Origin of the sequence: Stenotrophomonas sp. AR029, from assembly GCF_047520695.2 — a bacterium.
In the GTDB taxonomy this organism is placed as follows: Bacteria; Pseudomonadota; Gammaproteobacteria; order Xanthomonadales; family Xanthomonadaceae; genus Stenotrophomonas; species Stenotrophomonas sepilia.
In genome coordinates, this window is sequence record NZ_JAXBQQ020000002.1 from 431555 (window position 1) to 457195 (window position 25641).

Sequence of the window (25641 nt, forward strand, 5' to 3'; positions counted from 1 at the left end):
CACCGAAACGTCGGGCAACCGCCCTTCGACCACCACCCCAGGAGTCTCCCCGTGATCCACGCCTTCAAATCGCGCGCCGCTGTCGCCATCCTGGCTGCATCGTCCGTGTTCGCCGCCAACGCCGCCGACATCACCGGCGCGGGCGCATCGTTCATCTACCCGGTCATGTCCAAGTGGTCGGCCGACTACAGCGCCGCAACCGGCAACAAGGTCAACTACCAGTCCATCGGTTCCGGCGGCGGCATTGCCCAGATCAAGGCCAAGACCGTTGATTTCGGCTCTTCCGATGCGCCGCTGAAGCCGGAAGACCTGGCTGCTGCAGGCCTGGCGCAGTTCCCGTCGGTGATCGGTGGCGTGGTGCCGGTGGTCAACGTGGCCGGCATCGCCCCGGGCGCCCTGAAGCTGGACGGCGCCGTGCTGGCCAACATCTTCCTGGGCAAGATCAAGACCTGGAACGACCCGGCCATCGCCGCATTGAACCCGGGCGTAGCCCTGCCGAACGCCAAGGTCACCGTCGTGCATCGTTCGGACGGCTCGGGTACCACCTTCAACTTCGTCAACTACCTGTCCAAGGTCAGCCCGGAGTGGAAGAGCTCGGTCGGTGAAGGCACCTCGGTGCAGTGGCCGGCCGGCATCGGCGGCAAGGGCAACGAAGGTGTTGCCGCCTACGTGAAGCAGATCAAGGGCGGCATCGGCTATGTCGAACTGTCCTACGCGCTGCAGAACAAGCTCTCCTACACCGCGATGAAGAATGCCGCCGGCAAGTTCGTGCAGCCGAGCGACACCTCGTTCGCTGCCGCCGCTGCCAGCGCCGACTGGGCCAACGCCCGCGACTTCTACCTGGTGATGACCAATGCGCCGGGCGCCGAGTCCTGGCCGATCACCGCCACCAACTTCATCCTGGTGCAGAAGACGCCGAAGAATGCTGCCAATGGCAAGGCGACCCAGGAGTTCTTCCGCTGGGTCTACAAGAACGGCGACGCCCAGGCCCGCCAGCTGGACTACGTGCCGCTGCCGGACAGCCTGGTGCGCCAGATCGAGACCTACTGGTCGCAGAACCTGAAGTAAGCGCGTTCCCCCGCAGGAACGGGGGCGGCGGGTCCTCTCTCCCCCGCCGCTCCCACCCGGGCGCGAGATCCTCGAGATCTCGCGCTCTTCTTGTTTTCGGGGATGCACCTGCCTCTGTAGAGCCGAGCCGACGCTCGGCTGCGCTCTGGAGCATGCGGACCAACGGTCCGCACCTACCGTGGGCAGGGAGCTGTCGCGCATTGACGCTGCAAGGACCAACCCGCCGTCATATCAGTGCGCAGATCCGGGGTTTCCGGGCCCCGGCCGGATCGGCGCCAACCCTGTGAAACCCTTGTCAGAACGTGATCCAGGACACCTCTGTCATGGTCGTAATACGGCTGTAACAAAAACATCATTTCATAGCCGCATCCGCCGACCACGTCGGCTCTTCCCCGCTATGGAGTGACCATGAAACTGCACTCGGCCGGCCTTGCCGCCCTTTCCCTGGCCATCGCCCTGGGCCTGTCGGCCTGCGGTGGCGACAAGCAGGCCGCGCAGCAGCCGGCTGCCGGCGCTGCCGCTGCCCCCGCCGCTGCCGGTGCCAAGGTGACCGCCGAAGTGTCCGGCGCGGGCGCGTCCTTCATCTTCCCGCTGGTCTCCAAGTGGTCGGCTGACTACAACGCCAGCACCGGCGCCAAGATCAACTACCAGTCGATCGGCTCCGGCGGCGGCATCGCCCAGATCAAGGCCGGCACCGTCGATTTCGGTTCGTCCGACAAGCCGCTGAGCAGCGAGGAGCTGGCCCAGGCCGGCCTGGCGCAGTTCCCGTCGGCCATCGGCGGCGTGGTGCCGGTGGTCAACATCGAAGGCCTGGAAGCCGGCAAGCTGCGCCTGAGCGGCGCCCTGCTGGCCGACATCTTCCTGGGCAAGGTCAAGACCTGGAACGACCCGGCGATCGTCGCCGCCAACCCGGGCGTGAAGCTGCCGGACGGCAAGATCACCCTGGTCCACCGTTCGGATGGTTCGGGCACCACCTTCAACTTCTCCAACTACCTGTCCAAGGTCAGCCCGGAGTGGAAGAGCAAGGTCGGTGAAGGCACCTCGGTGCAGTGGCCGGACGGCGTCGGTGGCAAGGGCAATGAAGGCGTTGCGTCCTACGTGAAGCAGATCAAGGGCTCGATCGGCTACGTCGAACTGGCTTATGCCCTGCAGAACGGCATGCCGTATACCGCCATGCAGAACGCCGCCGGCAACTGGGTCGAGCCGAGCGCGGAAACCTTCGCCGCTGCGGCCGCCAGCGCCGACTGGGCCAGCGCCAAGGACTTCAACCTGGTCATCACCAACGCCCCGGGCGAGCAGGCGTGGCCGATCACCGCAACCAACTTCATGCTGATGCAGAAGCAGCCGAAGGACGCCAAGCGCAACCAGGACACCCTGGCCTTCTTCAAGTGGGCCTTCGAGAACGGCCAGGCCCAGGCCAACGAGCTGCACTACGTGCCGCTGCCGGCTGAACTGGTCAAGCAGATCGAGGCCTACTGGGCGACCGACCTGAAGTGATGGACCCGACGGTGCCCGCCCCGCGCGGGCACCGCTTGTTCCACGCCGTGCCGCCCCGCCCCTTCCTGGCCCAGCCGTCCCCATGAATGCCATCGCCCAGCCTGTAGCCGCCCCGTCCACGCGTGATGCGCGTGATGCCCGCAACGACAAACTGTTCCGATGGGTGCTGGTCGGCACCGTCATCTTCGTACTGATCGCCTTGGCCTGCGCCGCGCTGTCGATGCTGTGGGGCGGTCGCCATGCCCTGCAGATGCAGGGACTGAGCTTCTTCTTCTCCGCCGACTGGAATCCGGTCGAAAACAAGTTCGGCGCCCTGGCTCCGATCTACGGCACCCTGGTCACCGCTGTCATCGCGATGGTCATCGCCGTGCCGGTCAGCTTCGGCATCGCCTTCTTCCTCACCGAGGTCGCGCCGCGCTGGCTGCGTGGCCCGGTCGGTACCGCCATCGAACTGCTGGCCGGCATTCCCTCGATCATCTACGGCATGTGGGGCCTGTTCGTGCTGGTGCCGGTGATGACCGAGTACGTGACCCCGTTCCTCAACGAGACCCTGGGCGAATGGCCGGTCATCGGCCCGATGTTCCAGGGCCCGCCGCTGGGCATCGGCATGCTCACCGCCGGTTTCGTGCTGGCCATCATGGTCATTCCGTTCATTTCCTCGGTGATGCGCGAGGTGTTCCTGACCGTGCCCACCCGCCTGAAGGAATCGGCCTACGCGTTGGGCTCCACCAAGTGGGAAGTGAGCTGGGACATCGTCCTGCCCTACACCCGTTCGGCGGTCATCGGCGGCATCTTCCTCGGCCTGGGCCGCGCGCTGGGCGAAACGATGGCGGTGGCCTTCGTGATCGGCAACAGCGTGCGCCTGTCGCCGTCGCTGCTGGAACCGGGCACCACCATCGCCGCGCTGATCGCCAATGATTTCGGCGAAGCCACTGAAACCTACCGTTCGGCCCTGCTGCTGCTCGGCTTCGTCCTCTTCATCGTCACCTTCGTGGTGCTGGCCATCGCCCGCCTGATGCTGATGCGCCTGTCCCGCAAGGAGGGCAACTGATGTCCACCACCGCTGATTCGCTGTACCTGCGCCGCCGCATCGGCAACGTCGTTGCGATCACTGCGTCCTGCGCCACCGCCCTGTTCGGCCTGTTCTTCCTGGGCTGGATCCTGTTCACCCTGGCTGCCAAGGGCCTGGCCGGCATCAACTGGGATCTGTTCACCAAGATGACCCCGCCGCCGATGCAGGACGGCGGCCTCGCCAACGCCTTCTTCGGCAGTGCCGTGATGTGTGCACTGGCCATCGGCATCGGCACCCCGCTGGGCGTGCTGGCCGGTACCTGGCTGGCCGAGTATGGCAACGCCCGCAAGGCCGGCACCGTGGTCCGCTTCGTCAACGACATCCTGCTGTCGGCGCCGTCCATCGTGCTGGGCCTGTTCGTCTACACGCTGTACGTGATGCAGACCGGGGGCAACTTCTCGGCATTCGCCGGTGCGCTGTCGCTGGCCTTCATCGTGCTGCCGGTGGTGGTACGCACCACCGACGAAATGCTGCGCCTGGTGCCCTCGCAGATGCGCGAAGCGGCCCTGTCGCTGGGCATCCCGCAGTGGAAGGTGATCGTGCAGGTGCTGTACCGCAGTGCCTCGGCCGGCATCATCACCGGCATCCTGCTGGCGCTGGCCCGCATTTCCGGCGAGACCGCTCCGCTGCTGTTCACCGCCTTCGGCAACCAGTACTGGAACAACAACATCTTCCAGCCGATGGCTTCGGTGCCGGTGGTGATGAACCAGTTCGCCGGCAGCCCGTATGAATCCTGGCAGGTACTGGCCTGGGCCGGTGCCCTGGTGCTGACTGTCTTCGTGCTGCTGGTCAGCCTTGCCGCCCGCGGCATCCTGCTGCGCAACCGTATCTCCCATGACTGACCTTTCCGTGGATAACGCCATGAACGACCTTTCCAACGCCGTGCCGATGCAGCGCATCGCCGTGCCGTCCTCGCACGAGAGCCTGCACACCCCGGCTCCGGTCAAGCTTGCCGCGCGCGGACTGGACTTCTACTACGACAAGTTCCACGCCCTGAAGGGCATCAACCTGGAAATCCCGGAGAAGCGCGTGACCGCGCTGATCGGTCCTTCCGGTTGCGGCAAATCGACCCTGCTGCGCATCTTCAACCGCATCTATGCGCTGTACCCGAAGCTGGAAGCGCGCGGTGAAGTGCTGCTGGACGGCGAGAACATCCTGTCGCCGAAGTACCCGATGAACCGCCTGCGCAGCAAGGTCGGCATGGTGTTCCAGAAGCCGGTGCCGTTCCCGATGACCATTTTCGAGAACGTGGCCTACGGCATCCGCCACCACGAGAAGCTGAGCAAGGCCGATATGGCCGACCGCGTCGAGCAGGCGCTGCGCCAGGGCGCGCTGTGGGACGAAGTGAAGGACAAGCTGGGGCAGAGCGCACTGGGTCTGTCCGGTGGCCAGCAGCAGCGTCTGTGCATCGCCCGTGCCGTCGCCCTGCGCCCGTCGGTGCTGCTGCTGGACGAGCCGACCTCGGCGCTGGACCCGATCTCGACCAGCCGCATCGAGCAGCTGGTGGAAGAACTCAAGCACGAGTACACGATCGTGATCGTCACCCACAACATGCAGCAGGCTGCGCGCGTGTCCGACTACACCGCCTTCATGTACCTGGGCGACCTGATCGAGCACGACCGCACTGAAGTGATCTTCTCGCAGCCGTCGCAGCGGCAGACCGAGGACTACATCACCGGTCGCTTCGGCTGAAACGTCAGTCGAGCGTGGCTCGACTCTCCAGACAACGTCAGTCGAGCATGGCTCGACTCAACAGAGCGGAACAACCATGAACCTTCCCAACGACCACATCGTCAAGAGCTACGACGAGGAGCAGCAGCGCCTGGTGGCCGAAATCGTGCGCATGGGCGAGATGGCCGTCGCCCAGCTCGAAGCGGCGATGGACGTGATCGAGAAGCGCGACGAGAACGCCGCCCATCGCATCATCGCCAACGACGAAGCGATCGACGCGCTTGAGCAGCAGATCAGCCACGACGTGATGCGCCTGGCGCTGCGTGGGCCGATGGCGCGCGACCTGCGCGAGATCCTGGCTGGCCTGCGCATCCCGGCCGACATCGAGCGCATCGGCGACTATGCAGCGAACGTGGCCAAGCGCTCGATCGCGCTGGGCAAGGTGCCGCCGCTGCCGCAGATCCAGGGCCTGCGCGCGCTGGGCCGCCTGGCCGCGCAGCAGGTGCGCCGTGCCATCGCCGCCTACCGCGACAACGATGCCGAGGCCGCGCTGGCACTGCGCGAGGACGACGCCCGCCTGGACGCCCAGTACACCGCGCTGTTCCGCGAGCTGCTCACCTACATGATGGAAGACCCGCGCAACATCACCCCGTGCACCCACCTGCTGTTCATGGCCAAGAACCTGGAGCGCGTGGGCGATCACGCCACCAACATCGCCGAGAACGTGTGGTTCCTGGTGCACGGCGAGCAGCCGCTGCCACCGCGTGAAAAGCGCGACGAGACCTCCAGCACCGGCCAGCCCTGACGCTGCACTGCAACACCGGAGTCGACTCCAAGGTGGCCGCTGTCCTGTGACAGCGGCCTTTCTTTTTTTGCGGTGTTCCACCCGCGTTGTGGGCGCCGTGCTTGCCCGGCGCAGACCTTCCGGATGCTTCTGTAACAAATCTCACGAAAATTTGAGTTCTTGGCGAGGATTCGTTGAGTAGGATCGCTGCACCATCGATTCACCCCGGGCACCTGCCCACCACCCAGGAGTAAGACCGATGAGCAGTTCCAACAAGACCCTGTCCCTGCTGACCGCTACCGCCCTGGCCGCCGGCCTGGGCATGACCGCCAGTGCCTCGGCCCTGAGCATGAGCGACCTCGCCCAGGGCTACCTGGTGGCCGGCCAGGCGGCCAAGGCCAGCACCGATGCCAAAGCCGCCGATAACAAGATGGCCGCTGACGCGACCAAGCACGCCGAAGGCAAGTGCGGCGCCGACGGCAAGAGCGGCGAAGGCAAGTGCGGTGCCGACAAGGGCAAGGCTGCCGGCGCAGCGGGCGCCAAGGCCAAGGCCGGCGACACGAAGTCGGCTGAAGGCAAGTGCGGCGAAGGCAAGTGCGGTGGCAAGCACTGACGCCCGCGCCAGCCTCGTCCACCCGCGGTCGCCGCTTCGTGCGGCGGCCACCGGGTTGGGCCTGCGCCGGGCGCTGCTGCAGGACCTGCGTGACGCCCCGGAAGGCGACTTCGACTTCCTCGAGTGCGCACCGGAGAACTGGATCCATGTCGGCGGCCCGGCCGGTGATGCCCTGGCCGAACTGGCGCAGCGCCATCCGCTGAGCTGCCACGGCCTGTCGCTGTCGCTGGGCGGCAGTGCACCACTGGATACCCAGCTGCTGGAACAGGTCGGCCGGTTCCTCGAAAAGCACCGCGTGCCGCTGTACAGCGAGCACCTGAGCTACTGCAGCGACGACGGCCACCTGTACGACCTGCTGCCGATTCCCTTTACCGACGAAGCCGTGCGCCATACCGCGCAGCGCATCAGCCGCGTGCAGGACCTGCTGGGCCGTCGCATCGCAGTGGAGAACGTGTCCTACTACCTGGCACCCGCGCCGGCGATGGACGAACTGGCCTTCACCAATGCCGTGCTTGCCGAAGCCGACTGCGACCTGCTGCTGGACGTCAACAATGTCTACGTCAACGCCTGCAACCACGGCTACGATGCCGATGCCTTCATCGCCGGCCTGCCTGCACGGCGCATCGTCTGCCTGCATGTGGCCGGGCACCTGGACGAGGCACCCGACCTGAAGATCGATACCCACGGCAGCGCGGTGATCGATCCGGTCTGGGCGCTGCTGGCGCGTACCTATGCACGCATCGGCCCGCGTCCCACCCTGCTCGAACGCGATTTCAATTTCCCGCCGTATGCAGAACTGCAGGGCGAACTGCAGACCATCCGCCGCCTGCAGGCCACACATGCCGGGGCGGCACATGGCTGATTCCGCCGACACCCTGCGCGCGCAGCAGCACGCCTTCACCGCGCACCTGCGCAACCCGCAGGCGGTACCCGCACCGGCCGGACTGGAGCCACGCCGGGTCGCGGTGTATCGGCACCTGCTGTTCAACAACCTGCTCGGCCTGTTGAGCAACGGTTTCCCGGTCTGCGTGCGCCTGCTTGGCGAACCGGCCTGGAGCGCCCTGGTGCGCCACTACTTCGCCACCCATCGCTGCCAGACACCGCTGTTCACCGAACTGGCCGCCGAGTTCGTGCAGTGGCTGCAGGCGCAGCCGCAGCTGCCGCACCCGGCGCTGGCCGAACTGGCCCACTACGAGTGGGTGGAAACCGCGCTGTACCAGCTGCAGGCCGAACCGCTTCCTGCGCCTGGCGATACTGATCCACTTCGGGTGCCGCTGCGGCGTTCGCCGCTGGCGTGGCCGCTGCTGTACCAATGGCCGGTGCACCGTCTCGGTGCAGAGGATGCGCCGACCCAGCCCCTTCCAGAACCCACCGGCCTGCTGGTCCGCCGCGAAGCCGACGGTGAAGTGCGATTCGCCGCGCTCAGCCCGCTGGCGGTACACCTGCTGGCGAGCATCGGCGAACGGCCCGGCCTGGAAGGACAGACGTACCTGCAGCAGCTGGCCACCTCGCACGGGCTGGCCGAGGACGTACTGGCCGAGCCCGGTGCCGCACTGCTGCTGCAGTTCCTGCAGGCCGGCGTGATCGGCCCGCTCGCCCCCCCGCCCTGACGCCTCTTCCACTGGAGATCCAACGATGAACCTGCCGCTCCTGGCCGCCGCGCGCGGCCGGCTGGACCGTCTCGCCCCCTGGTTGGCGCCGCTGGGCCTGCGCGTGCTGCTGGCCTGGGAATACTTCGAATCCGGCCGTGAGAAGCTGCACGGCCAGAACTGGTTCGCCGACCTGCAGGGCGCCTTCCCGTTCCCGTTCAACCAACTGCCTGCTGCCCTGAACTGGCAGCTGGCCATCTGGTTCGAACTGGTCGGCGCGGCCTGCCTGCTGTTTGGTTTCGGTACCCGTTTCGCCGCCGCCAGCCTACTGGTGCTGACCGTGGTGGCGACCTATGCGGTGCATTGGCCGATGCAATGGAATTCGCTGGGTGACCTCGCGATGGGGTATGCCATCAGCGACCAGGGCTACGGCAACTTCAAGCTGCCGGTGTTGTTCATGGCCATGCTGCTGCCGCTGATCTTCACTGGCGCCGGCAAGCTGAGCGTGGACGCCTGGTTGGCCCGGTGGCAGCCATCGGTCACGACGGCACGGCCTGCGGTGCGCTAGATGACGACCGTGGTTGGCGCGCCGTGTGCCAACCAAGGTTGGCACCTACCGGAATCCAGAGCGTGCGGTGCCCGGTAGGTGTCTACCTTGGTCGACACACGCCCACGCAGGGAGCCCATGCACAGAAAGCTGGCCGGGCGCTCAGGGTCGCTCTGCTAGAATTCACGCATGACTGACTCCCCCTCCGCACCTGCCGCCGCTCCCGATTCCGCAGTACCCCAGGCGCAGCGCGCGATGTCACAACGCTTCCGCGGCTTCCTGCCGGTGGTGGTGGATGTGGAAACCGGCGGCTTCGACAGCCAGCGCAATGCGCTGCTGGAAATCGCTGCGGTGCCGATCGAGATGGACGAGAACGGCCTGCTCTACCCCGGCCAGACCGCCAGTGCCCACGTGGTCCCGGCCGAGGGCCTGGAGATCGACCCGAAGTCGCTGGAAGTGACCGGCATCATCCTCGACCACCCGTTCCGGCTGGCCAAGGAAGAAAAAGCGGCGTTGGACCACATCTTCACTCCGGTGCGTGCGGCGATGAAGAAGTACGGCTGCCAGCGCGCGATCCTGGTGGGCCACAACGCCCATTTCGACCTCGGCTTCGTCAACGCGGCCGTGGCCCGCACCGGCCACAAGCGCAACCCATTCCACCCGTTCAGCGTGTTCGACACGGTCACCCTGGCCGGTATCGCCTACGGCCAGACCGTGCTGGCGCGTGCGGCCACCGCCGCCGGGCTGGGTTGGGATGCCAACGAGGCACACAGCGCGGTGTATGACACCGAGCAGACCGCGCGGCTGTTCTGCACCATCGCCAACGCCTGGCCGCGGTGAAGCGGCCAACGGCGGAGCCCCTCGTGGCGGGCTGACAGCGATTCCTGGTAGGGCCGGGCGGGTGGACTGCGCAGGGGACGCTGCAAGTACGTCCCTGTAGCTCGGTCGCCGCATCCATGCGGCTCACGCCCCTGCGCAGCCCACCCGCCCGGCCACGGACAGTTTCCAGCGAGCACCACGGAAAGATCAGAAAAAGCGGGAGCAACAGCGGGTCGCCGCGCTCGTTGGGGGCTGCCGCTCACTGGGTCACTTCTCTGGTGGGTGCCGACCGTTGGTCGGCACCCCCGGGTGGTACGACAACACCAGTAGATCCACGCCATGCGTGGATGCGATCAACCAATACTCGTGCGATCGCGGCCGTCGCTCTTGGCGCGGTACAGCGCGCGGTCGGCGCGCTGGTACAGCAGCGCCGGGGTGCGGTCGTCGGCATCCAGCTCTACCAGGCCCGCACTGAAGGTCACACGCAGGCCCGCCACGCCGGCCCAATCGGGATGGTCATGGAACAGGCCACGCAGGCGCGCGCACAGCTGTGCGGCTTCCTCCAGGCGGGTGTCGTTGAGCAGCAGCGCGAACTCTTCGCCGCCGGTGCGCGCCGGCAGGTCGGAGTCGCGGCAGGCCGCTGCGATCAATGACGCCACCTGCACCAGCACGGCATCGCCGATGCTGTGGCTGTGGCGGTCGTTGACCTCCTTGAAGTGATCGATGTCGAGCACCACCAGGCACAGCGGATGACCACTGCGCTGGGACCGGGCGAAGTCACGCGCCAACGTTTCGTCGAAGGCGCGGCGATTGGCCAGGCCGGTCAGCACATCCTCGCGGGCCTGGCGCTCGAAGGCTTCGGCCTGGCGCGCCAGGCGCTCGGCCAGTTCGGTCTTTTCCTGGTTCAGCGCCTGCAGGTGCACCGTCTTGGCCTGCAGGTCGAAGGTCGCTTCGTCCACCCGCCGTGCCAGGCGCAGGTTGCTGGCCTTCAGCTGCTGCAGCAGCAGCCGGTACAGCGCCACCAGTCCAGTCAGCAGCAGCATCCCCGCCAGCACCTGCACGCTGCGGCGCTGCCACCAGAACGGTTCCACGGTGAAGCTCCACACCGCCTCCTGTTGGCCCCAGCTGCCGCCGGGATGGGCGGCCGCCACATGCAGGGTGTAGTCGCCCGGCGGCAGGCCGACGAACTCAACGCTGCGCTGCGGGCCGCGCTCGACCCAGCCGGCATCCAGCCCGTCCAGCCGCGTGCGGTAGCGGATCCGGTCAGACATCAGGTAGCTCAGGCCGACATAACTCACCGCCAACCGGCGCCCCCCTGGAATATGGTTGCGATCCGGCCCTTCCCAATGCACCGGCGCGCCATCCACCTGCACGCTCTCGATCGCGGCCGGCGGCGATGGCCGCTCACGGAAACGCTGCAGGCGCTGCGGGTCGACCGTGCTCAGGCCGCCTGCGGTGACCACCCAGAACGTGCCGTCCTGGCGCAGGATCGCCGATGGGCTGGAGCTGCCGTTGGCCTGTGCATTGGCCATACCGTCGATCTCGTTGTAGCGCTCCACCCCCACCCGCGGCGTGCGGCCATCGGCCACGGCGTTGAGGGTGGCCATATCGGTGCGCAACACACCGCGATTGCTGCTGATCCACACATTGCCAAGGCGATCCGGCACCAGCTGGAACACCGCATCCACCGGCATGCCCTGCTCAAGGCCGACCCGCGCCAGCGCACCGTTGCGCCAACGGTACAGGCCACGATCACTGCTGATCCACATCGCGTCGCCCAGCTGGTGGAAGCCGAACACGCTGCGGCCACCGCCCAGCGGCGCCAGGTCGATCGACTGCACGTGGTCGCCGCGCAGCACGCGGATGCCTTCGATGGTGCCGATCCACAGGTTGCCCTGATGGTCATGCTCAAGCGCGGTGATCAGGCCGCCGGGCATGCCCGGCGCGTTCGAGACCTGCACATGGTCGCCGTCGATGCGCACCACGCCCTTCTGCGTGCCGGCCCAGACCACGCCCTGGGAATCAACGCTGATCGCACGGATGTTGCCACCCGGCATGCCGTCGGCTGCCGCGTAGTTGTGGCGCAGGTGGCCGTCACGGCCGAGCCGGTAGACCCCATCGCCGAAGGTTCCGACCCACAGGTCACCGTCCGGCCCCTGTGCCAGGCTCAGCACCGAAGGTGCCTTGCCGCCGCGGTTGTGCAGCGGCATCGCCCGGAAACGGCCGTCCGCGGTCCGCATGTCAAGCCCGCTGGCGCTGCCGACCCACAGCTGGCGATCGCGATCCTCGAATACCGTGCGCACGTAATCGCCACTGAGCCCATCGCGCTCGGTGTAGCTGCTGAACAGTGTTTCGCGCAGGCGATAGAGCCCGCCGTTGGCGCCCACCCAGATGCTGCCTTCGGCATCCTCGCGCAGGCTGACCACGCGTCCGCCGGGCAGGTTCAGACCGGCCGGCAGTCGCTCCAGGCCATGTGCGGAGATGCGCAGCAGGCCCTGGTTCTCGGTGCCCAGCCACAGGTCACCGTGCCGGTCCTGCAGCATCGAGGTCATGTGCAGCTGGCCCGGCAGGCGGTGCACCAGCACCAGCTGGTCGTCCTCCACCCGGTACAGGCGCTCACCGGCGACGATCCACAACGCGCCATCCGGCGCACGGTAGGGCCACGACAGGCCACTGCCGGCACCCAGCCCCCATGCGGCGGGGGCGCGCTTGAGCACGCCATCGTTGTCGCGCAGCACCAGCCCGTCCAGCGTACCGACCCAGACCCGGTCCTGCGCATCGACCACCAGCCTGGTGAAGCTCATCGCCATCGGCAGGTCCGCCGCCGGCGCCTGGTAGACAATGCCGCTGTCCGGCGTCAGGTAGCCGATGCCCTTGCCTTCGTACAGCAGCCACAGCCGCCCCTGGCTGTCCATCTGCATGGACTGGATCAGCACCTGCGGCGTATCGGCCTGGTGCTCCCACACCCGCCATTGGCCATCACTGCCACGGTGGCTGACGTTGCCGCGCGAATCACTGATCCACAGTCCGCCCTGGCGGTCGACGAACAGGGCGCCGATGCCGTTGTCGCGCAGGCCCGGGCGCGTGCTGCGGTCGAACACGGTGAAATCCAGGCCGTTGTAGCGCACCAGCCCTTCCCAGGTGGCGAACCAGAGATGGCCTTCCGGCGTCTGCGCGATGTCGCGCAGCGAGTTGTGCGGCAGGCCGTTGCGCGAGGTCCATACATCGATGGCGTAGTCGCGCAGCGGGGGCGCGCCCTCCTGCGCAGCCAACGGCAGCGCAAGGGCCAGCAGCAGCCACAACAGGCCCTGCCGCAGTGCCCGCCTGAATCCTGATGCGCGGCGCTCCACCCAGCGCCTCTTGTCCCCCTGCCCGCCCATCACCGCAGCGGCGGCGGCCAGGTGCGGCTGCAGGACGCGGCAGCGTGCGGGAACAGCCGGGCAGCGTGCAATGGCATGCCGGCAGGAACGGGCTGGCTCATCGTGGGGAGACTGGGGAGATGCGCAGATGATAGGCCAAACCCCGGCCCCGGCGTCACCGTTCGCAGCGCGCCGACTCAGCCGGCGCGGCCGGGCGCCACCACCTGGGCACTGGCAGGCCACTGCACCACCGCCTCCAGGCCACCTTCGGCCCGGTTGCGCAGCCACAGCCGGGCGCCGTCCTTCTCGGCCAGGGCGCGCGCGATGGTCAGGCCCAGGCCGGCCCCGCCGGTTTCGCGCGAACGCGAGGTCTCCACCCGCACGAACGGATCGAACACCGCCTCCAGCTGCTCTTCGGCCAGGCCCGGGCCGTCATCGGCCACCACCACGGTAATCGCACCGCCGCTGCGCTCAACCCGCACCCGTGCCCGCTGCGCGTACATCACCGCGTTGTCCACCAGGTTGGAGAACAGCCGGTGCATGGCCAACGGACGCAACATCAGCACCGAACCACTGCCCCCTTCGAAGACCACATCACCGCCGCCTTCGGCGGCGTCCTCGACAATGCTCTCCAGCAGCGAATCCAGGTCCAGTGCGGCGCGCTGCTCGGCACTCTCGGCGCTGCGCGCCAGTTCCAGGCCCTCGCGCACCAGCGCCTGCATCGCCGCCAGGTCGCCGATCAGGCGCTCACGCAGGGCCTCGTCGCTGACATTCTCCAGGCGCAGGCGCAGCCGGGTCAGCGGCGTCTGCAGGTCGTGGGTGATCGCCGCCAGCATCTGCGTGCGTTCGGCCAGGTGCCGCTGCAGACGGTGCTGCATGGCGTTGAAGGCTTCGGCGGCACGCTGCACTTCGCGCGGCCCGCGCAGTGGCAACGGGTCGCGCTGCAGGTCATCGCCAAGGTCTTCTGCGGCTGCGGCCAGTTCCTGCAGCGGCGCGCTGGCCATGCGCGCGACGATATAGGCCAGCACGGCAATCGCCAGCACCAGCAGGGTCAGGAACCATGGGTCCACGGCGAGGATGCCGTTGTGCGCCACCGCCGGCGAGTCCAGCGCCAGCTTCAGCAGCGTGCCGTCGTTGAGGGTCACGTCCACCGCGCGGCATTTGGGCGGGATGAACGCGGGGTCGCGTTCGCGCGGCGGCCGCCGGTGGCCCGGCGGCGGCGGCGGCAGCAGCTCCTGCAGTTTGGGAATGCAGGAGCGGAACGAAGCGAAGTGCACGTGCGCGCGCGACACCGGCCCGGGGCGGTCTTCCAGCACTTCCATCAGCGCCGTGTCGGCACGCCCCAGGCGTGCGCCCGGCTGCAGCGCGCGCACGCTCGGCCCGCCGATCGCCAGCAGGCGCTCGCGCAGCTCCGGATTGCCGTCCAGCAGGTTGACGTAGCCCTGCAGGCGGTCGGCGATGCGGTTCAGGTTCTGCCGCTCGAACTCCTGCTGGCGCTTGGAGGTGGCCAGCATGGTCGCGCCGATCGCAGCCACCGCCATGCCCAGCAGCAGGATCACGAACAACCGCCCGACCATCGAGGACAGGAAATGGCGCAGGCGCGTCATCGCGGTTTATTCCAGGTTGACCGACGAGGCCAGCACGTAGCCTTCGTTGCGAACGGTCTTGATCAGTCCATCCGGGCCACCATCGTCGCCCAGCTTGTTGCGCAGGCGGCTGACCTGCAGGTCGATCGCGCGGTCCTGAGCCTCGTAGTTGCGGCCACTGCTGAGCGCGACCAGCTGCTCGCGCGACAGCACCTTGTTGGCGTGGGCGATGAACACCCGCAGCAGGCGGAACTCGGCGCCGGACAGCACCACCACGCGGCCATCCGGATCGACCAGGTGGCGATGCTCGAGGTCGAATACCCAGCGCGAGAAACGCGCGCGGCGTACCGCCAGTGGTTCCAGGTTGGCCGGCAGCGCCTCGGTCCGGCGCAGCACGTTGCGGATGCGCGCCAGCAGCTCGCGCGGCTCGAACGGCTTGGCCAGGTAGTCGTCGGCGCCCATTTCCAGGCCCAGCACGCGGTCGATCGGCTCGGCCCGCGCGGTCAGCATGATCACCGGCGTGTTCGAACGTGCACGCAGGTCACGGCACAGGGTCAGACCATCCTCGCGCGGCAGGTTGAGGTCCAGCACGATCAGGTCCACGTGCTCGCGGTCCAGCAGTTGGCGCATGGCGGTGCCATCGGCCGCAGTGCTCACCTGGTAGCCGGCGCGGCCGAGCTGCTCGGCCAGCAGCGTGCGGATGTCGTTGTCGTCGTCGACGATCAGCAGTCGATGCATCGGGTTTTCAGTCTCCATGTCGCGATCATCCCGTGTCGGCAGCTGAACCGCATCCGGGGCAATGCGTACCAGTGTATCCACCCGCGGGCGGGATACCTGTGGTTACGCCTGTTCACCGACAGTGTTACATACAGACATACCCCGAGGATTGAGCCGTCCATCGCCCGGTCTTCACAATGCCCACCAACGCCGCCCTCGCGGCCTCGAGAGTGAAGCCACGACGTGACGTTCCGCCTGCTGCCAGCGACCCGCCGGAGTCGCCTGATGCTGATCGCCCTGCTCGCCCTGATCGTCGCCGCGACCGCCTGGTGGCTGCTGCGCAAGCCCGCCGCCCCGGCGGTGGCAACCTCGCCGGTCAGCCGCGGTGACATCGAACAAACGGTGGATGCCACCGGCGTGATCGACGCCTACAAGCTGGTCAGCGTCGGCGCGCAGGCCTCGGGCCAGATCAAATCGCTGAAGGTACAGCTGGGCGACACCGTGAAGGAAGGCGACCTGATCGCCGAGATCGATGCCACCACCCAGCAGAACCAGGTGCTCAACGCGCAGGCCTCGCTGGACCAGGTCACCGCCCAGCGCGCGGTGCAGCAAGCCACCCTGCGCCAGGCCGAACTGGAGTTCGCGCGCCAGCAGCAGATGCTGGCCGCCGAGGCCACCTCGCGCCAGGAATACGATGCCGCAGAAGCACAGCTGAAGACCGCCCGCGCCCAGCTGCAGTCCTACGAGGCGCAGATCAAGGGCCGCGAAACCGAGCTGGGCACCGCCCGCGCCAACCTGGCCTACACCCGCATCACCGCGCCGATGGACGGCACCGTGGTCGCGGTGGTGGCCGAGGAAGGCCGTACCGTGAACGCCAACCAGACCGCACCGACCATCGTCATGCTGGCGCGGCTGGACGTGGTCACCGTCAATGCCGAGATCTCCGAGGCCGACGTGGTCAAGATCAAGCCCGGCATGCCGGTGTACTTCACCACCCTGGGCGACCCGGACCGCAAGTATCACGCCACGCTGCGCCAGATCAATCCGGCGCCGGCCTCGATCGCCAACGAGAATTCGTCCAGCTCCGGCAGCTCCTCCAGCTCCAGCTCCAGCAGCGCGGTCTACTACAACGCGCTGTTTGATGTGGAAAACCCGGACGGCACGCTGCGCATCGACATGACCGCGCAGGTCTCGGTACTGCTCAAGCAGGCCAAGGGGGTGCTGATGGTGCCGGCGGTGGCACTGGGACCGAAGCGCCGTGGCGATGAGCGGATGGTGCGGGTGCTGGACGAGAAGGGCCAGCCGCAGCCGCGCAAGGTCACCGTCGGCATCAACAACGGCGCCTCGGCCGAGATCCTGTCCGGCTTGAAGGAAGGCGAGCGCGTGGTGGTCGGCGAAGCCGGTGCGGCCGGTGCCAGCGCCGGCGGCGGCAACCGCGGCGGCATGCAGATGCGGGTCGGCGGCCCGGGCATGGGGCGCCGATGAGCACGACGGCGCCGCTGCTGCGGCTGCGCGACCTGCGACGTGAATTCCCGGCCGGCGACGATGTGATCGCCGTGCTGCGCGACGTCCATCTCGACATCCACGCCGGCGAGATGGTCGCCATCGTCGGCCAGTCCGGCTCGGGCAAGTCGACGCTGATGAACATCCTCGGCTGCCTCGACCGTCCCACCCGCGGCAGCTACCAGGTGGCCGGCCGCGAAACCGGAAAGATGGAGCCGGACGAACTGGCCGAACTGCGCCGCGAGCATTTTGGTTTCATCTTCCAGCGCTACCACCTGCTCGGCGACCTCGACGCGCGCGGCAACGTGGAAGTGCCGGCGGTGTATGCCGGCAGTCCCGGCCCGGTGCGCAACGCGCGTGCCGAGCAACTGCTGCAGCGGCTGGGCCTGGGCGACCGCATGCATCACAAGCCAGGCCAGCTTTCCGGTGGCCAGCAGCAGCGCGTGTCGATCGCACGCGCCCTGATGAACGGCGGCGAGGTAATCCTGGCCGACGAACCAACAGGCGCGCTCGATACGAAATCCGGTGAGGAAGTGATGGCGATCCTCGGCGAACTGCATGCCGAAGGCCACACCATCATCATCGTCACCCACGACATGAGCGTGGCCCAGCACGCACAGCGCATCATCGAGATCCGCGATGGCGAGATCATTGCCGACCGCGCCAATCCGGATGCGCCGAGTTACCGCGCCCAGCGCGAAGCCAGTACCGGCGTCGCCCACGGCAACAGCTGGCGGGCGGCCCGCGACCGCTTCACCGAAGCATTCCGGATGGCGCTGCTGGCGATGAACGCCCATCGCCTGCGCACCTTCCTGACCATGCTCGGCATCATCATCGGCATCGCCTCGGTGGTCTCGGTGGTGGCGCTGGGCAATGGCTCGCAGCAGCAGATCCTGCAGAACATCAGCGCGCTCGGCACCAACACCATCGACGTCTATCCCGGCCGTGGTTTCGGCGACATGCGCTCGGCCCGGGTGCAGACGCTCAAGGCCAGCGATGCCGATGCACTGGCAAAGCAGAGCTATGTGGACAGCGCCACCCCCAGCGTATCGACCTCGGTCACCGCGCGTTATCGCAACCAGTCGTCGACCGCCCAGGTCAGCGGCGTCGGCGAGCAGTTCTTCCGGGTCAAGGGGGTAACCCTGCTCAGCGGCAGCTTCTTCGATGCCGATGCCGTGAGGGGTCTCGGCCAGGTAGCGGTGATCGACGAAAACACCCAGACCCAGTTCTTCCCCAATGTCGACCCGGTCGGCCAGGTGATCCTGCTCGGCAACGTGCCGGCACGCGTGGTCGGAGTGGCCAAGCGCCAGAGTTTCGGCTTCGGTGGCAGCACCAGCCTCAGCGTCTGGGTGCCCTACACCACGGTGATGTCGCGCATGCTCGGCCAGAGCCATGTCTCCAGCATCACCGTGCGCGTGGACGACAACACACCGATGGATGCCGCTCAGGAAGCGATCACCCGCCTGCTGACGATGCGCCACGGCACCGAGGATTTCTTCCTCAGCAACAGCGCGGAGATCCGCGACACCATCGAGCAGACCACGCGCACGATGACCCTGCTGATCGGTGCCATCGCCGCCATCGCGCTGCTGGTCGGCGGCATCGGCGTGATGAACATCATGCTGGTGTCGGTGACCGAGCGCACCCGAGAGATCGGGGTGCGCATGGCCGTTGGTGCACGACAAAGTGATATCCGCCAGCAGTTCCTGATCGAAGCGGTGCTGGTTTGCCTGCTCGGTGGCGTGCTCGGCATCGGCCTGGCCCTGCTGCTGGGCTCGATGATCGGCCGCTTCGCCAGCGACTTCCAGGTGCTGTTCTCCACCGCCTCGATCATTGCCGCCTTCGCCTGCTCGACCCTGATCGGCGTGGCGTTCGGCTTCCTGCCCGCGCGCAATGCCGCGCAGCTTGACCCGGTAGAGGCCCTGGCACGCGAATGAAGATGATGAACCGACTGCCCTTCCCTGCCCCTTCGCGCCGGCTGCTGGCGGGTGCCGTTCTGCTCGCCCTGTCTGGCTGCGCCTCTGTCGGCCGCTATCCGGTGGCCGATCCCGATGTGGCGGCCCAGTATGGGCGTGGCGATGCCCCCCTCAACGCACCGGCCGACGACCCGCGCAGCAGCCTGGACACACCGGGCCACGACATCCGCCAGGACACCTGGTGGACCGGCTTCGGCGATGAACGCCTGGACCGCCTGGTGGCGCAGGCGCTGGCCGCCAACAGCGACCTGGCCGCCGCCGGCCTTGCCGTGCAGCGTTCGCGCCTGCAGGCCGGCCTGGCCAGCAACGCGCTGTGGCCTCAGCCTTCGTCATCGGGCGTCAGCGGCAATGCCAGCCGCGCCACCGACCAGGCCGACGACTGGCGCCGCAGCTACTCCACCGGCGTTTCGCTGGGCTGGGAGGTCGATCTGTGGGGACGCCTGCGGACCCAGCGCGACATCGCCCGCTGGGAAGCCGAAGCCAGCGAGGAAGACCGGCAGAATACCGCCCTGCTGGTGATCAGCGACACCATCACCCAGTACTGGAACCTGGCCTACCTGAACCAGTCGATCGCCACCGGCCAGGCCAACCTGGAGCGGCTGGAGCGCACCCGCGAACTGGTGCAGGCCCGCTTCGACGCCGGTGCGGTATCGCGTCTGGAAGTGCGCCAGGCGCTGCAGAACCTGCAATCGCAGCGCGCCTCGCAGAGCGCGCTGGAACAGCAGCGGGTGGAGGTGCGCAACGCACTGACCGTGCTGCTGGACGGCACGCCCTGGCCCCAGCAGGACGAACCTCAGGACCTGCTGGGCGCACGCAGCCCGCGCATTGTCGAGGGGCTGCCGGCCGACCTGCTCGGCCGCCGCCCCGACCTGCGTGCGGCAGAACTCCGCCTGCGCAACAGCCTGAAGACCATCAAGGTCACCGCCACCCAGTACTACCCGGCGCTGAGCCTGACCGGCAGCCTCGGTTCCAGTGCGACCTCGCTGGGCGATGTACTGCGCAATCCGGTGGCCACGCTGGGTGCCGGCCTTTCGCTGCCATTCCTCAACCTGCAGCGCGCGCAGCTGGATACCGATATCGCCGGCACCAGCTATCAGATCGCCGCGACCAATTTCCGCAAGACGCTGTACACCGCGCTCTCGGAAGTGGACAACGCACTGTCCGCGCGCGAGCAGCTGGCGCGCCAGGTCGCTGCCTCGCAGGCTTCGTACGAGGAAGCGGTGGAAGTGGAGCGCGCGCAGGAAGTGCGTTATCGCGTGGGTGCTACCGATCTGCGCACCTGGCTGGAAGCGCAGCAGACCCGGCGCGATGCAGAGCTGTCGCTGGCGCGCGTGCGCCAGGGCCAGCTGAACAACGACGTGACCCTGTTCAAGGCACTGGGTGGCAGCGCGGGCTGAGGCGGCAAGAGCGCCAACCAAGGTTGGCGACTACCGGTAGGTGTCGACCTTGGTCGACACGGCAACGATCTGGTAGGTGTCGACCTTGGTCGACACGGCACATGGAAAAGGGGTCGGATCCCTCGCCTGCGGAGAGGGATCTGACCCCGATCACGTCGCGCCGGCGGATCAACCGCGCTGGCGCACGGCCTCGAACAGGCTGACGCCGGCGGCGACGGAGACATTCAGGCTCTCGATCTCGCCCGGCATCGGGATCTTGACCAGGCCATCGCAGTTCTCGCGGGTCAGGCGGCGCAGGCCGTCGGCTTCGCCGCCCAGCACCAGCGCAATGTTGCCCTTCAGGTCCAGCTGGTACAGCGACGCGGTGGCCTCACCGGCCAGACCGTAGATCCACACGCCCTGCTTCTGCAGGTCCTTCAGGCAGCGCGACAGGTTGGTCACCGCCACCACCGGGATGAGGTCGGCGGCGCCGGCCGAGGTCTTGCGCACGGTGGCGTTGACCGTGGCCGACTTGTCCTTGGGGATGATCACTGCAGTCGCACCGGCCGCAGCGGCCGAGCGCAGGCAGGCACCCAGATTGTGCGGGTCCTGCACCTCATCCAGCACCAGCAGCAGCGCCTTGCCCTCGGCCGCAGTGACAAGGCCTTCCAGCTCGTTCTCGCTGTAGGTGCGGGCGGCGGCATAGCGCGCGGCCACGCCCTGGTGGCGCACCGAGCCCCCCACACCGTCCAGCGCCTGGCTGTTCACCTTGCGCACGTCGATGCCCTTGCGGCGGGCGTTTTCCTCGATCTCGGTCAGGCGCGGGTTCTTCGCTCCGGCCTCGACCAGCACTTCGCGGACGTTCTCGGCGTCGTTCTCGATGGAGGAGGCGACGGCGTTGACGCCGACGATCCACTGGCTGTTCTTGCTCATGCGGGCGGGGACCGGAAAGGGGGTGGCTATGGTAGAGCATCGGCGGTCCGGGCGCTGCCGCGCCCCGCCTCCCTGTACAGCCGAGCCTGCGCTCGGCTGTCCTGGGTTCAGCCTGCGGCGACAGCGTGGAGACGGCGCTACAGGTGCGTCACCGGCTGCGCGGTGGCCAGTGCGGCGTGTCGTGGTCGGGGTGCTGGTGGGACACGATCGTGGCCAGGAAGTCCAGGGCCGCGATGTCCTCCTCGGTACGCCGTACGGGCAGGCTGGCCAGGCCGTCGACGAAGGGCAGCTTGCGTTCGACCCCGTACTGGATCGTCGGTGGCAGGCGTTCGGCTTCGTCGAACGCGCCGGCAGCCACCGCCACGCCATCGGGCGCTTCGTAGGTCAATGGCGTGCCGCAGTCGGCGCAGAAGCCACGCCGCACCACGTTGGACGACTGGAAATAGCACGGCTGGCCGCGGGTCCAGCTGAACTGCACACCGCGTACCGACACCAGCGGCGCGTAGTAGGCGCCGAAGGCCTTCTGGCACATGCGGCAGTGGCAGATCGAGCTGTCGGTCAGCGCGCCACGCACGTGGAAGCGGATCGCGCCGCACTGGCAGCCGCCGCTGTATTCGGGTTGGCCTTGCATGCGATGTCTCCTGGTGGTGCCGGCCGCTGGCCGGCAACCCGTCGGTGCCGAGGGTGCCATGGATGCCGGCCAGCGGCCGGCACTACCACGGTCATCAATATTTCTCTTTCTTCCGCTTGGCCGGCTTGCCCCGCTCAGGCAGCGGCGGCAGGCCATCGCCCTCGTCCTCACCCTTGTGTTCCACCAGGCGGAAGTCGATCTTGCGTTCTTCCATGCTGGCCTTCAGCACCAGGATGCGCACGCGGTCACCCAGCCGGTAGCTGCCGCCGCGGCGCTCGCCGGTCAACGTCTTGCGGGTCGCGTCGAACTTGTAATAGTCCTGCGGCAGCTGGGTCACGTGGACCAGGCCCTGCACCTTCGACTCGTCCAGTTCCACGAACAGGCCGAAGCTGGTCACGCCGCTGATCACGCCGTCGAACTGGCCGCCCACGTGCTTTTCCATCCACGCCGCGCGGTAACGCTCGTCGACCTCGCGCTCGGCCTCGTCGGCACGGCGCTCACGCTCGGAACACTGCAGCGCCAGCGCGGCCATCTCGCGGGCGTTGTAGGTGAACTTGTCCAGCGGCTTGCCGGACAGCGCATGCTTGATCGCGCGGTGCACCAGCAGGTCGGGATAGCGACGGATCGGCGAGGTGAAGTGCGCGTAGGCCTCCAGCGCCAGGCCGAAGTGGCCGTGGTTCTCCGGGCTGTAGATCGCCAGACTCTGGCTGCGCAGCAACACCGACTCCAGCAGCGTCGCATCGGGGCGGTCGCGGATCTTCTTCAGCAGCTTGGTGTAGTCACCCGGGCGCACCTTCGACCACGGCGGCAGGCTCAGCTTGAACTCCTTGAGGAATTCCAGCAGGTCGGCGTACTTGGTTTCCGGCGGCTTCTCGTGGATGCGGTACGGCGCCGGCACGTGGCGCGACAGCAGGTATTTCGCCGCCTCCACGTTGGCCGCGATCATGCATTCCTCGATCAGCTTGTGCGCGTCGTTGCGCACCAGCATGCCGGCCTGGGTGACTTCACCGCGATTGTCCAGCACGAAGCGCACTTCGCTGCTTTCGAATTCGATGGCACCGCGCTTGGCGCGTGCCTTGGACAGCACCTTGTACAGCTGGTGCAGGCGCTGCACCTGCGGCAGCAGGTCGCCCATCCAGGCCTTGGTATCGGCATCGTCCTCGCCGACCGCCTTCCACACCTGGGTGTAGGTCAGGCGCGCGTGCGAATTCATCACCGCCTCGTAGAAGCGCGAATGCGTGACCAGGCCATCGCGGTCGATCTGCATGTCGCAGACGAAGCACATGCGGTCGACTTTCGGCATCAGCGAGCAGATACCGTTGGACAGCGTCTCCGGCAGCATCGGCACCACGAAGCCCGGGAAGTACACCGAGGTGGCGCGCTTCTGCGCTTCCTCATCCAGCGGCGTACCGGGGCGCACGTAGTTGGAGACATCGGCAATGGCCACCACCAGGCGGAAGCCATCGGCATTTGGCTCGCAGTACACCGCGTCGTCGAAGTCCTTGGCATCCTCACCGTCGATGGTGACCAGTGGCGTGCTGCGCAGGTCGACACGGTCGCCGATCATCGCCGGCTCAACCACCAGCGGCACCGATGCGGCTTCGTCCAGCACCTCCTGCGGGAACTCGAACGGCAGCTCGTGACCGTGGATGGCGGTCTCCACCACCAGCGACGCGGTCAGCTTGTCGCCCAGCACGGCGATGATGCGGCCGATCGGCGGGCGGCGGCTGTCCGGGGCCTGGGTCAGTTCGCAGACCACCAGCTGGCCGTCGCGCGCGCCACCGGTCTGGTCCGGCGGCACCTGCACGTTGCGCTGCACGCGCTTGTCATCGGGCACCACGTAGTTGATGCCCATCTCGATGCTGAAGCGGCCGATCAGGCGGGTCATGCCGCGTTCGAGCACGCGCGCAATGCTGCCCTCGCGACGGCCCCGGTGATCGATGCCGGTCACGCGGGCGAGCACCTTGTCGCCGTGCATCACCTTGCGCATTTCATACGGCGGCAGGAACAGGTCGTCGCCGCCCTCGACCGGACGCAGGAAACCGAACCCTTCCGGGTTGGCGATCACCACGCCGGTGACCAGGTTCAACGTCTGGATCGGGGCGAAACCGCCGCGGCGGTTCTGCACCAGCTGGCCATCACGGACCATGGCACCGAGCCGGCGAGACAGCGCCTCGGCCCGATCCGGTGCGGTCAGGCCCAGGCGTGCACCAAGTTCCTCGGCGGTCTGCGGCCCTTCGCAACGCTCCAGCAGGGCCAGGATGGCCTCGCGGCTGGCGATGGGCTGTTCGTATTTCTCGGCTTCGCGGGCGGCGTAGGGATCGTCGATCACCTTGCCGGTCGGCGGCAGCTTGCGGCCCGGGGCCGGGCCGGGCGCTGCCGCATCAGCGGTGCGGACCTTGCGGCCGCGCGGCGGCGTACCGCCTTCATTCAATTCGGGGAACCAGCCTGGCAGCGGCTTGCCCGGCTTGGGGGTGCGGGCTGCGCCCGCCTTCGGGTCCTTCTTCGGGGCTTGGCTGCGGGACTTGCTCCCGCCCTTGCTTGGTTTTTTGGTAGTCATCGCCCTACATGGTAGCCGTTGATGGCGTGCAGAACGGGTCAGCGCCCGCCCTGGAGGCGTTGGATGAAATAATTTCAGGAAGTCGTTGACAGCTCCCGGATTCATCTTCACAATTGCGCCTCTGGAACGCCCAGGTGGCGGAATTGGTAGACGCACTAGTTTCAGGTACTAGCGGGTAAAACCGTGGAGGTTCGAGTCCTCTCCTGGGCACCAACGAAAAAACTCCTCGCTTCGGCGGGGATTTTTTTTGCCTGCGATCCGGTAGCGGGGTCGGATCCCTTTCCGAAGGAAAGGGCTCTGACCCCAGCGAGTGAGATGGGGTCGTAGCCCATCTCGCAGGCGAAACCGGATCCACCCCCAGGCCCACAAAAAGTGTTGACACCCCCGTAACAACACCCCATAATCTCGCTCCTCGACGCCCAGGTGGCGGAATTGGTAGACGCACTAGTTTCAGGTACTAGCGGGTAAAACCGTGGAGGTTCGAGTCCTCTCCTGGGCACCACGTCGAGAATGAGAAAGACCCGCGAAAGCGGGTTTTTTCATGCCCGGAATTTGGCATCAGAACAATGGCCGCAGCACCAGCTCCAGGCCGAGCAGCAGCAGGAAGCCAAGGAAGCACGCCCGAAACACCCGTGCGCTGATGCGCTGCCGGATCACCTGCCCCAGCCACATGCCCAGCAGTGCCGGCACCACCGCCAGTGCACTCAAGCCCAGCTGCTGGATGCCGAACGCACCGTGCAGCACCAGGCCCGTGGTCAGTGCAATCGTCGATACGGTGAACGCCAGCCCGAGCGCCTGCACCAGTTCTTCGCGCTGCAACCCCAGTGATTGCAGGTACGGCACCGCCGGCATCACGAACACGCCGGTGGCGCCGGTCACTACGCCGGACAGCGCGCCCACCAGCGGCCCCAGCCAGCGCTCGCGCCGCTGCGGCACGCGGAACACCGGCGCAAGCAACGCATAGGCGGCATAGACCATCAGGGCCACGCCCAGCGCAACGCGCGACCCGCTGCGATCGACCCGTACCAGCAGCGCTGCCGAACCCAGCGTCACCACCACCACGGCCAGCATCATCGGCCACAGGCGCCGCACGATGGGGCCCAGCGCTGGCCCGGACAACAGCTGCCACACATTGGTGACGAAGGTCGGAATGAACAGCATCGACGCTGCCGCCACCGGCGACAGCGTACTGCCCAGCACCCCCATCGCCACCGTCGGCAACCCCATGCCGGTCACCCCCTTGACCACGCCGGCCAATACGAACACCAGCACCAGCAGCACGTAGAAGTACATCGATTCATCCATGCCTTCATTGGATCGGGCGGAGCAACGGCGCACAA

21 protein-coding genes and 2 tRNA genes are annotated in these 25641 nt (G+C 67.4%); 16 read left to right on the top strand and 7 right to left on the bottom strand.

The window, feature by feature from the left end:
• Positions 1-51 precede the first annotated feature (51 nt).
• The 11 genes from pstS (ACM0PB_RS08585) (at position 52) to rnt (ending at position 9681) form a co-directional block, all read left to right on the top strand.
• On the top strand, positions 52-1068 hold the full coding sequence (pstS, locus tag ACM0PB_RS08585; protein ID WP_065177412.1) for a phosphate ABC transporter substrate-binding protein PstS: 1017 nt from the start codon (positions 52-54) through the stop codon (positions 1066-1068).
• Between the two features lie 408 nt (positions 1069-1476).
• Positions 1477-2565 carry a phosphate ABC transporter substrate-binding protein PstS gene (gene pstS, locus ACM0PB_RS08590; RefSeq protein ID WP_005415896.1) on the top strand — a complete coding sequence of 363 codons (1089 nt, stop codon included), beginning with the start codon at positions 1477-1479 and terminating at the stop codon, positions 2563-2565.
• 82 nt (positions 2566-2647) lie between these two features.
• Entirely contained in the window at positions 2648-3616 is a 969-nt protein-coding gene (pstC, locus tag ACM0PB_RS08595; protein WP_012479635.1) for a phosphate ABC transporter permease subunit PstC, read from the top strand.
• Complete coding sequence (pstA, locus tag ACM0PB_RS08600) at positions 3616-4479, top strand: phosphate ABC transporter permease PstA (protein ID WP_005415894.1); 864 nt, start codon at positions 3616-3618, stop codon at positions 4477-4479. Before pstC ends, pstA begins: the two co-directional genes overlap by 1 nt.
• 19 nt (positions 4480-4498) lie before the next feature.
• Positions 4499-5329, top strand: a complete 831-nt coding sequence (gene pstB, locus ACM0PB_RS08605) for a phosphate ABC transporter ATP-binding protein PstB (RefSeq protein WP_049411272.1) — start codon at positions 4499-4501, stop codon at positions 5327-5329.
• Positions 5330-5405: 76 nt separating this feature from the next.
• On the top strand, positions 5406-6113 hold the full coding sequence (gene phoU / locus ACM0PB_RS08610) for a phosphate signaling complex protein PhoU (protein WP_005415893.1): 708 nt from the start codon (positions 5406-5408) through the stop codon (positions 6111-6113).
• Between the two features lie 238 nt (positions 6114-6351).
• Complete coding sequence (locus tag ACM0PB_RS08615; RefSeq protein ID WP_005415892.1) at positions 6352-6705, top strand: hypothetical protein; 354 nt, start codon at positions 6352-6354, stop codon at positions 6703-6705.
• A complete protein-coding gene (locus ACM0PB_RS08620) occupies positions 6692-7567 on the top strand; it encodes an HvfB family MNIO-type RiPP peptide maturase (RefSeq protein WP_414604689.1) in 876 nt (291 codons plus the stop codon). Before ACM0PB_RS08615 ends, ACM0PB_RS08620 begins: the two co-directional genes overlap by 14 nt.
• Positions 7560-8315 (top strand): HvfC family RiPP maturation protein, encoded by a 756-nt coding sequence (locus tag ACM0PB_RS08625; protein WP_012479632.1) that lies wholly within the window; start codon positions 7560-7562, stop codon positions 8313-8315. Before ACM0PB_RS08620 ends, ACM0PB_RS08625 begins: the two co-directional genes overlap by 8 nt.
• A gap of 25 nt (positions 8316-8340) precedes the next feature.
• The gene (locus ACM0PB_RS08630) at positions 8341-8862 is read left to right on the top strand and encodes an HvfX family Cu-binding RiPP maturation protein (RefSeq protein WP_065177416.1); all 522 of its coding nucleotides are present in this window, start codon (positions 8341-8343) and stop codon (positions 8860-8862) included.
• A 234-nt stretch (positions 8863-9096) separates the two neighbouring features.
• Positions 9097-9681: a ribonuclease T gene (gene rnt, locus ACM0PB_RS08635; RefSeq protein ID WP_005408782.1), complete on the top strand. Its 585-nt coding sequence runs from the start codon at positions 9097-9099 to the stop codon at positions 9679-9681.
• A 332-nt stretch (positions 9682-10013) separates the two neighbouring features.
• On the opposite strand, the gene ACM0PB_RS08640 is transcribed toward rnt, so the two are convergent.
• From ACM0PB_RS08640 to ACM0PB_RS08650, 3 genes are all read right to left on the bottom strand, one after another.
• Positions 10014-13040 carry a ligand-binding sensor domain-containing diguanylate cyclase gene (locus ACM0PB_RS08640; protein WP_065186084.1) on the bottom strand — a complete coding sequence of 1009 codons (3027 nt, stop codon included), beginning with the start codon at positions 13038-13040 and terminating at the stop codon, positions 10014-10016.
• Between the two features lie 176 nt (positions 13041-13216).
• Positions 13217-14626 (bottom strand): ATP-binding protein, encoded by a 1410-nt coding sequence (locus ACM0PB_RS08645; protein WP_005415887.1) that lies wholly within the window; start codon positions 14624-14626, stop codon positions 13217-13219.
• A 6-nt stretch (positions 14627-14632) separates the two neighbouring features.
• Positions 14633-15361: a response regulator gene (locus tag ACM0PB_RS08650; RefSeq protein WP_005415886.1), complete on the bottom strand. Its 729-nt coding sequence runs from the start codon at positions 15359-15361 to the stop codon at positions 14633-14635.
• Positions 15362-15565: 204 nt separating this feature from the next.
• On the opposite strand from ACM0PB_RS08650, the gene ACM0PB_RS08655 reads away from it, so the two are divergent.
• The 3 genes from ACM0PB_RS08655 to ACM0PB_RS08665 are packed head-to-tail and all read left to right on the top strand — an operon-like array spanning position 15566 to position 20198.
• Positions 15566-16807: an efflux RND transporter periplasmic adaptor subunit gene (locus ACM0PB_RS08655; protein ID WP_414604896.1), complete on the top strand. Its 1242-nt coding sequence runs from the start codon at positions 15566-15568 to the stop codon at positions 16805-16807.
• Positions 16804-18762: a MacB family efflux pump subunit gene (locus ACM0PB_RS08660; protein ID WP_414604895.1), complete on the top strand. Its 1959-nt coding sequence runs from the start codon at positions 16804-16806 to the stop codon at positions 18760-18762. Before ACM0PB_RS08655 ends, ACM0PB_RS08660 begins: the two co-directional genes overlap by 4 nt.
• Positions 18759-20198 (top strand): efflux transporter outer membrane subunit, encoded by a 1440-nt coding sequence (locus tag ACM0PB_RS08665; RefSeq protein WP_414604894.1) that lies wholly within the window; start codon positions 18759-18761, stop codon positions 20196-20198. Before ACM0PB_RS08660 ends, ACM0PB_RS08665 begins: the two co-directional genes overlap by 4 nt.
• Positions 20199-20366: 168 nt before the next feature.
• On the opposite strand, the gene rlmB is transcribed toward ACM0PB_RS08665, so the two are convergent.
• From rlmB to rnr, 3 genes are all read right to left on the bottom strand, one after another.
• Positions 20367-21110, bottom strand: coding sequence for a 23S rRNA (guanosine(2251)-2'-O)-methyltransferase RlmB (rlmB, locus tag ACM0PB_RS08670; protein WP_005408775.1), 744 nt, complete (start codon positions 21108-21110; stop codon positions 20367-20369).
• A gap of 148 nt (positions 21111-21258) precedes the next feature.
• Positions 21259-21741: a GFA family protein gene (locus ACM0PB_RS08675; RefSeq protein WP_065195763.1), complete on the bottom strand. Its 483-nt coding sequence runs from the start codon at positions 21739-21741 to the stop codon at positions 21259-21261.
• 94 nt (positions 21742-21835) lie between these two features.
• A complete protein-coding gene (gene rnr, locus ACM0PB_RS08680) occupies positions 21836-24301 on the bottom strand; it encodes a ribonuclease R (RefSeq protein WP_235645965.1) in 2466 nt (821 codons plus the stop codon).
• A 128-nt stretch (positions 24302-24429) separates the two neighbouring features.
• On the opposite strand from rnr, the gene ACM0PB_RS08685 reads away from it, so the two are divergent.
• Together ACM0PB_RS08685 and ACM0PB_RS08690 are read left to right on the top strand one after the other, a co-directional pair.
• Positions 24430-24514 (top strand) — tRNA-Leu (locus ACM0PB_RS08685).
• Positions 24515-24718: 204 nt separating this feature from the next.
• A tRNA-Leu gene (locus ACM0PB_RS08690) sits at positions 24719-24803 on the top strand.
• 56 nt (positions 24804-24859) lie between these two features.
• Here the strand turns inward: ACM0PB_RS08690 and ACM0PB_RS08695 are convergent.
• Complete coding sequence (locus ACM0PB_RS08695) at positions 24860-25606, bottom strand: sulfite exporter TauE/SafE family protein (protein ID WP_053501281.1); 747 nt, start codon at positions 25604-25606, stop codon at positions 24860-24862.
• Between the last annotated feature and the right edge of the window lie 35 nt (positions 25607-25641).